Annotated in this window: 2 protein-coding genes; both read right to left on the minus strand. The window is 72.8% G+C overall.

Annotated features, from left to right (window positions below; all coding sequences use genetic code 11):
- Positions 1-1,251 (minus strand): protein kinase domain-containing protein (locus tag KN815_RS51375; RefSeq protein ID WP_253209733.1); only part of this gene is annotated, 1,251 nt, incomplete at its 3' end.
- Positions 1,252-1,409: 158 nt separating this feature from the next.
- Positions 1,410-2,280, minus strand: an 871-nt coding sequence (locus tag KN815_RS48730; protein WP_507229941.1) for a serine/threonine kinase C-terminal domain-containing protein, incomplete at its 5' end; no start/stop codon positions are given.

A 2,280-nucleotide genomic window follows, 5' to 3' on the forward strand; every position in this document is an offset into this window, starting at 1 on the left:
ACCAGCACCCGCACCGGCACCGCCCGGTTCGCCCTCCCGGCTTCCCGGCCGCCCCGCCCGGCGCGGCCCGGGCAGCCCGCCGGCGGCCCCCTTGTCCCGCTTGTCCCGGTAGGGAGCCATGGGCCCGCCGGTCCCCGGACCGAACGTCACGTGATCCCGGTGGACCGGACCGCCGAGGCCGGGCCCCGAACTCGGCTCCGCCGCCCCGTGGTCGCCGTAAGGCGTCCGTGGCTCGGGCAGGCCCGTCTCCGTGCCGTGGCCGCCGTGCTCCCGGCCCTCGGCGTCGGGCCGCGAACCGGCCCCCGCCGGTTCATGGCCACCGTAAGGACCGTCGTAAGGACCGCTGTAAGGGCCGCTGTAAGGGCCGCCCGGGGGCAGGAATCCTCCGGCGGCGCCCTGGTCGCGGTAGCGCGGGCCGCCGTGCGGCCGCCCCTCGCCGCCCTCTCCCGTACGGGCCCCGGGGATGGCGGCGCGCCCTTCATCGCCTCGCCCTTCGTCGCCTCGCCCGCCCTGGCCCTGGGGCCGGTCGTCCGGCTGGTCGCCGGAGCCCGCCGGGCCCTGCGGCAAGGCGGCCGGGGCCTCATCCGGCCCGGGCTCGTCCATGGCGGGACCGTCGGCCGACGGCGAGTACGCGGACGCCGGAACGGGGTCGTAGCCGCACAGCGCCTCTTCCGCCGCGCCCGCCGCCAGCCCCATGAGCATCGCCCGGCCGTCGTCGCACAACAGCACCGTACGGGCGGTGATATTGCGGTGGACCCAGCCATGGGCGTGCAGGGCGCCCAGCGCCGTCAGGACGTCGTTGGCGACCTCGGCGGCGCGGTGCGGGGACAGCGTGCCCTCGGCGAGGAGCGCGGCCAGTGGGCGGCCGGAGACGAGTTCGCTGACGATCCACAGGCTTCCGGCCTCCGCGAAGACATGGAAGACCTGGCCGAGCCGTGGATGGTCGGGGATCTGCGCGGCGGATGTCGCCGCCGCGATGGCGCGCTGGACGGCCGGATCACCGCCGCCCCGGGCCGTACGCCCGGCACCGGCGAACGTGCCGTTCCGCCCCGCGGGCCCGCCGCCGCCCCACCGCGCGTCCTCGTCGACGACTTCGGCGTCGACGACCTCCGGCAGTGGTATCTGCCGCAGATGGACTTCTTGTCCGCTGTAGGTGTCGAAGGCGCGGGTCTCGATGAGTTCGTACTCATCGGCGGGCGGAAGGGGCAGGCGATAGCGGTCGGCCAGCACCCGGCCCGCGTACTCCTCCACGACGCCTCCCCAAGCGCGCGATCAACGCCGCCCTCATCAGCGATCAGCGCAGCGTGAAACCGTCAAATATGGTCTTTTTTTGGCGGGTTCCAGCGGCTGCGCACAGTCTAGGGCCTCTCACAATACGTGCCCGAACGACGCTTCGCCGACAGGAGTGTTCAGTCCGTAATCTTGAAGGTGTCAAAGGCGGTCTGACGGAGGGTGGCGCACTCCTTGTCGTTCCACTTGCTCGCCTCGCAGGTGATCAGTATGGCGAAGCCATGGCTGCCGTCCGCCTTGAAGCCGCGGTTGAGCACCCGGACATGCTTGCCGTCCTGATCGCGCTCGAACTCCCAGTCCGCGACGGTCGGATAGCCGCGCCAGTCGATCGACTTGATGCCGAGGCCCTTGTAGCCGGCCATGGTGCGCCGGGCGTTGTCCTCGCCCTTGTGCCAGTCCGCCTCCGCGTCCGACCTCGGCGCGTCGGTGAAATCGATCTGAATACGCGGAATGCTGGACCCGCCGTAGTACTTACGGCTTCCGGAATAACTCCCGGAGTGGACCGACCAGCCCTCCGGCATGGCCATGCTGAACGGGAAGTCGCCGGACTTCACGGTCCGGTAGCCGTCGGGCAGGCCGCCCTTACCGCCGCCGCCCTTGCCCTTACCGCTGTCGTCGCCGCCTCCGCCGCCCTTGCCCGAGTTGTCGTCCGAGCCCTCGGAGGCGTCCGTGCCCGGCTGCGAACCCGACTTCCCGCCGGAGTCCCCCGCCTTCGGCGACTCGCCCTCCGACTGGCCCGCCTTGTCGGCGCCCTGGTCGTTCTTACCGCCGCCCGAGGCCCCGGCCGAGGTGGACTTGTCGCCCCCCGAGCCGCCCTTGGCCTTGTCGCCGCCGTCCCCGCCGCCGCTCAAGGCGATGGCGAGCACGGTGCCCACGATGGCGAGCACGACGACCACCGCGATGATGATCAGCGTGCGCCTGGGGATCACATCGGTGATCGAGGCGCGCAGCGGTGCGGCGGGCCGCGGGGCGGGCGCGCCCGCGGGCGTC

The organism is Streptomyces niphimycinicus, assembly GCF_018883605.1.
GTDB lineage: Bacteria > Actinomycetota > Actinomycetes > Streptomycetales > Streptomycetaceae > Streptomyces > Streptomyces niphimycinicus.